This window comes from Zhongshania sp., from assembly GCF_041623545.1.
Classification (GTDB): Bacteria; Pseudomonadota; Gammaproteobacteria; order Pseudomonadales; family Spongiibacteraceae; genus Spongiibacter.
Genome location: NZ_JBFJWS010000215.1, coordinates 1 through 5495 on the forward strand (window position 1 = coordinate 1; position 5495 = coordinate 5495).

5 protein-coding genes are annotated in these 5495 nt (G+C 53.5%); all 5 read right to left on the reverse strand.

Annotated features, from left to right (window positions below; all coding sequences use genetic code 11):
• Positions 1 to 1043, reverse strand: a 1043-nt coding sequence (locus ABYT30_RS14780) for a PhnE/PtxC family ABC transporter permease (protein ID WP_373097304.1), incomplete at its 3' end; no start/stop codon positions are given.
• 6 nt (positions 1044 to 1049) lie between these two features.
• Complete coding sequence (locus ABYT30_RS14785) at positions 1050 to 1742, reverse strand: ATP-binding cassette domain-containing protein (RefSeq protein WP_373097305.1); 693 nt, start codon at positions 1740 to 1742, stop codon at positions 1050 to 1052.
• Positions 1732 to 2598: a putative selenate ABC transporter substrate-binding protein gene (locus ABYT30_RS14790; protein WP_373097306.1), complete on the reverse strand. Its 867-nt coding sequence runs from the start codon at positions 2596 to 2598 to the stop codon at positions 1732 to 1734. Before ABYT30_RS14790 ends, ABYT30_RS14785 begins: the two co-directional genes overlap by 11 nt.
• Positions 2599 to 2635: 37 nt before the next feature.
• Complete coding sequence (gene mnmH, locus ABYT30_RS14795) at positions 2636 to 3757, reverse strand: tRNA 2-selenouridine(34) synthase MnmH (RefSeq protein ID WP_373097307.1); 1122 nt, start codon at positions 3755 to 3757, stop codon at positions 2636 to 2638.
• A 185-nt stretch (positions 3758 to 3942) separates the two neighbouring features.
• On the reverse strand, positions 3943 to 5495 hold a 1553-nt coding region (locus ABYT30_RS14800; protein ID WP_373097309.1), incomplete at its 5' end, for a xanthine dehydrogenase family protein molybdopterin-binding subunit.

Below are 5495 nucleotides of genomic sequence, written 5' to 3' on the forward strand. Positions count from 1 at the left end.
ATAATCAAAAAGCCATCGCCGACGCTGCGTTTTAATGGACTGAAAAACTGCTTGGAATTTAAGGGAAACCAACAAAGGCTGAGGGCGGCAGTTAGGAGCAAAGCGGATTGGCTAAGGATTAGCGTGCTAACAACACCCGGTACAATTTGTTGCTGCCAGAGTAGGCATAGCCAATTTACGAGGGCGGCAAAGTCAATGCTGGCTGAATGACGAAGTGGCGCGGGAATTATATCCTCACTAAAAAATCGCAGGATATTGGCCCAGTTAAATTGTCCCGTAGGTGGCAGGTAAATACAGGCCGCTAAGAGAAAGAAAGGGAAGAGCACTTTTTTAAGCCACCAGCGCAAGCTGACGACTATGGCTAATAGAACGTAAAGCAGCGCGGCGGCATCATTGTATTGGCCATTGCCGAGAGCGGTTTCCAAATGATAGCCAAGGGTGGGGAGACCAATAAAACCCAAGACAATGCTGGAGCGAATTGCGCACTCGAATCGGTAACTGGTGTACTGCAGCATAGGTCGTAGCGCCAGCGGTAGCGTGGTGTAGACAAAGGCGCTGAATCCCGCGCTGCGCAGCAGATTGTTGCGGGGCGCGGCATCGGTCTCTTCAAATAATTCGCCGTAAATTTTAGCCAAAGTGCCGGCGTAGGGCAGTGCGATGGCGAGTAGCCCCGCGAGTGGCGACAAACCAAATAATTGAATAAAAATAAGCGCCCAAAATAGTTCGTGAATTGCGCGGATAAATGCGCAAAACCCGCGCACGGCAGCAAAGCGATACAGTAGTGCCAGTGCGAATCCAGCGGTGGCAGCTAAAGCCATACCCTGTAAGGCGAAGGCGAGGGTGGTAAACGCGCTGTGGGCAATCGTCGACAGCGACCAGAAATTGGGGGCGATTAAACCTTGGCCCATGCGCAGGAGTTCTCGGCCAGCTTGGTTGGCGCTGATATCGAGATCGGCAAAAAGCAGGCATGCAATCGCGGCGAGGGCCAAGGCAAAGCTAAGTTGCCGGGGGGTATTCAAGAAGTTGACGGGCCGCGTCATCATCGCGGTTTACTCACTGCAGTAGAGCGTATTTAGTTGCTCGCAGCTTACAAGTTCACTGGGCAAATCAAAGGCGATGCGGCCACCCTTTAGGCCGATAATACGATTGCATACTTTTCGGGCTTGTTCCGTATCGTGCAAGGCTAATATGACGGTGTCGTGGTAATGAATTAAAAGGCTCAATACCGAGTAAGCGTGAAAGCTGTCGAGGGCCGACACTGGCTCGTCGCCGAGAAATATTTGCTGTTGCTGGTATAGGGCGCGGCCAATGGCAATCCGTTGCTGCTGTCCGCCAGACAAATTGTCCACCCGCTTGAGCAGCTGGTCGTGAATGTCTAATTGATTCGCTAATTTTGCAATTTCAGCTCTCGGCGTGGCCAAGGGTTTGATGAGATTACATACATTGTAAAAAGCTGAGCGGCGGGCTAAGCCACCCATATAGATATTGTGGTAGCCGCTTAGCATGGGCACCAAGCCGGGCTGCTGGGGACACCATGCAACCTGCTGGGCTAGTAAGCTGCGCAGGTGTTTCAGCAGTGTAGACTTGCCTGAGCCCGACCGGCCCACGAGTGCGACCCGCTCCCCTGCCGCAATTGTCAGCGTTATGTCCTGGAGCACAGCAACGCCCTGATAGCTCAGGCGGGTATTGCTTAAAGATAAAAGCGGCTCGTTTGCCGCCTCGGTGGTGATGTTATTCAGCATCCATCAAACCAATGGCGATGGCGGTATCTTTAATTGGCTGGTAGTCACTATTACTCGCTTTAACAAAAGACTGGCGCGGAAAAGCCGCTAAAATTTCCGGGGCACTGATAGCCAATAATGTCTCAGCTACTTTGGCTTTAAAGCCGGCACCAAAGCGCTTGTCGATATCACCGCGAATACTCCACTGGTAGTCGGGGTAGCTGGGGGTTTGCCAAATTACGCTGACTCGGCTGGGATCTATAATACCCGCGGCCAATTCATCTTCCCAAACCTTGTAGTTCACCGCGCCGACCTCATAGGCGCCGGACTGCACCAGTGCGATTGTGCGGCTGTGGTCATCCGAAAAACCTACACGCTTAAAAATCTGCTCTGGGGATTTTTTGAAGTATTCGCGGATATAAAATTCTGGCATCAAGCGGCCCGAGGTCGAACCTTTGGCGCCAAAGGTAAAGCGTTTGTCAGCGATGGCCTTGGGGAAATCTTCTGATTTACTGAGTCCAGTTGTGTGATTGGCAATAATATAGGTCACAAAAAACTGGTCTTCATATCCTTGGGCAATCGCTTCGCTACCGGGGACTAGCTCTCGAGCTTGCACGCCAGACAGCCCGCCAAACCACGCTAGCTGCACCTGATTATTACGAAAGGCTGTCACCGCCGCCGCGTAGCTTTTAACGGGAACGTATTTTACGTCAACACCTAACTCTTTTTGTAAGTACGCAGCAACTTGGCCAAAGCGTTCCTGTAGACGTGACTCATCTTGATCGGGAATGGCTGTAAAGGTAAAGGTCTCAGCAATCGCGCTGAGGGAAATACTGGTCGAGACGAGCAGCGCTGTTAAAACAGTCAATAACCGCACGTTATTCTCCTTTAATGAAGGGTTTGGGTGGGTAAAATTACATAGGCCGAAAACTCTGGGCCCAGTCGACTACGGCGTCTTTGTCGCCGCGAAAGATAACGCGGCCATCGCGCTTGGTCTGCTGGTAGTCGTACATCGGGTCGTAATAATCACTAAGCAAAATGGCAATGCCGGAACGAAAGCCGTCGGCGCAGCCACTACGCTCTAATTCATCTAGGGCTGCGCTGAACTCGCTGAGCAATTGCTTGTGCCGATCACCGCCGAGACGTCGGCGAATGCGATCCAGATTGCCGAGGATTTGCTCGCGGAATTTAAGGCTGCCCTGTTCCTCACCAAAGGCTTGGATATATTCCGGCCGCGCGGCACTAACATACTCCTCAAGCGCAATATCGATACGCTCTTCAAGCGGTGTCTCTAATACAGCCAGCGGCGCTTGTTGCATTGTGCTTTGCAAGCCCAGAGGCAGCGCGGCAGAACCGATCATTCGGCCTTCATCTTCACTGAATAAGGCGCCGTCTGGAAATGTGTGACGGAGCTTTAACAGTGCGATGCTCAAGGCGTTTTCAAAATTGATTTGACTGGGCTGTGGCTCAACGCGACGACCAAAGGCGGAGCCGCGATGTCGGGCGAGACCCTCGAGGTCAACGCTGCGAGCGAGGCGATTGATTACTCTAGTTTTGCCACTGCCCGTGCGCCCGGAAACTAAGATCAGTGGTCGCTGCTTTTCTTGTAGCGCTAGGCTGTGTTCATCGAGCAAATCAATCAAGTAGCGACGCATGGCCTTATAGCCACCTTTGATCAGTGGGTAGTGAATTCCGGTCTCAGCAATCAGTTGTTGGCTGAGGTTCGAGCGCAAACCGCCGCGAAAGCAATACAAATAGCCCTCGGGGTGCTTGGCTATGTGAGCTCGCCATGCGCTTAGGCGCGCGGTTTTAATCTCAGGGGTGGCTAGCTGCCAACCCAGCTCAATGGCGGCGTCTTGGCCCTGCTCTTTGTAGCGGGTGCCAATGGCATGCCGCTGCTCGTCGTCGAGTAGTGGTATGTTAATGGTATTGGGAAAGGCGCCTTTATTGAATTCTACTGGTGCGCGTACATCCAGCAAGGGAGTGTCCTGTAGAAAGAGGGTGTGGAAATCCTCGCTATTGTCACGCTTGCTCATTGCTTCTTATTCTTTTGAAAGATCAGCAGTTTACGCTTAATCGGCGGCGGTGCAAAGTTGCTGTTTTAGGCGTTTTTCTATTTAAGCGCGAACCCGCGTTTAAATAGAAAGTCCGCCGTTCCAGCGAGAAGTCTAGTCTAATAATGTAGATGCCGAGCGACACGGCTGGGGCCGTGTGCTTTTACTTAGGCATTCATTGCCGTTTTAACATCGGCGGGCCTTATTGGTAGATTGCGCACACGCGCTCCAACGGCGTTAAAGATTGCATTGCCAATGGCGGGTGCCACGGCGATAACGCCCGGCTCGCCGAGGCCCGTGGGAAACTCGGTGTTCTGCACAAAGCTGATGTCCATCTCTGGCACATCGTTCATCCGCAGCGGGGTGTAGGTATTGAGATTGCGGTCGGCGACTTGACCGTCCTTGATCGCTGTGCCCTCGTGCAATGCCATGCTCAAACCCCACAGCATCGCGCCCTCGGTTTGCGCTAGGGCGCCGTCGGGGTGAACCACGATACCGCAGTCCATGACACTCGTTAGTTTGAGTACGGTCACCTTGCCAGAGCTGGGATCTACTCTGACATGGGCCACGCAGGCGCTCCACGTTGGCATGGTGCGTTCCTGCCCTGCGGCTACGGCCAGCCCGAGACCTTCATTTTCGGGCAGCTTGCGTCCCCAGTTGGCCTTGGCTTTGACTTCGCGCAGCACATTGGCAAGGCGCTTGGCGCCGCCGACGGCTTCAGGCGCTTTACCTGCGTTTTTGCCTTTGGCGTCAAGCAGGCGCAGACGGAAACTCGCCGGGTCTTCACCTTGGGCGTGGGCTACCTCATCCATAAAAGACTCTACCCCCCAGCCAATCCAACCTGGCCCTACGGCACGCAACCAACCGGGCACAAAGGTTTTTTGGGCGAGGGTATTATTTATAGCTCGAACTCGGTGGTTGTTAAGGCTGTACCAGTGGTCGGCGCCGCTAATGGAAAAACTGTCGACCTTGGTTTTTTTGTCGACGCTGTCGGGCATGAATCCGGGCGCCATAGTCAGTGTCGGCCAGCCTGCAGCGGCGGCGTGTTCAATGCCCTGTAGCGCGTCGTCGGCATCCCAATAGGCAGCGAAATGCTGCACCGAGGGTGAACGAATGCAGTCAAAGCGGGAGTCATCTTCGCGGGTGAAAACCAACTTCACCGGCTTGCCGGTGGCCTGAGCCGTTAGCGCGGCGGGCAACATATAGTCGCCTGCCAAGCGTCGGCCGAAACCTCCGCCGAGGTAGTGTTGGTGAATGATAATCTTATCTTCGCTAAGGCCCACAGACTTGGCGACAACAGGTAGAAACAGTGATTGCCATTGATTGCCGGTATAGACATGGCAAATCCCGTCTTTAAATTCGACAGTGGCGTTGACCGGCTCTAGGGCAAAGTGCAGCACCGAGGAGGTGCGGTACAGACCTTCAATCGATTTTTTTGCCTGCTTGGCGGCGTTGTCGATATTGCCATGTTCTACAAATAGCCCACCAGAGGACTTGTCGGCGACTAAGCGCTCTCCTTCAGCGATGAGGTCTTGCTCGCTGACCTCGGCAGTTTCGCCTGCTTTATAGTTCACTTTGACTGCATCGGCGGCCTTGATCGCACCGTAGTAGGTGTCGGCTAACACCGAGATCCAAGCTTGCAATACGTCGGCGGGGTCTTGCAGTATTTTGTAACCGATGTAGCCCTTTACTTTTTTCGCCGCGCTGTCGTCGATTTTGA

Excerpts from the sequence above, each read along its gene's own strand:
- ABYT30_RS14785 (WP_373097305.1), bottom strand. The coding sequence starts at position 1,742 with ATGCTGAATAACATCACCACCGAGGCGGCAAACGAGCCGCTTTTATCT.
- mnmH (WP_373097307.1), bottom strand. The coding sequence starts at position 3,757 with ATGAGCAAGCGTGACAATAGCGAGGATTTCCACACCCTCTTTCTACAG.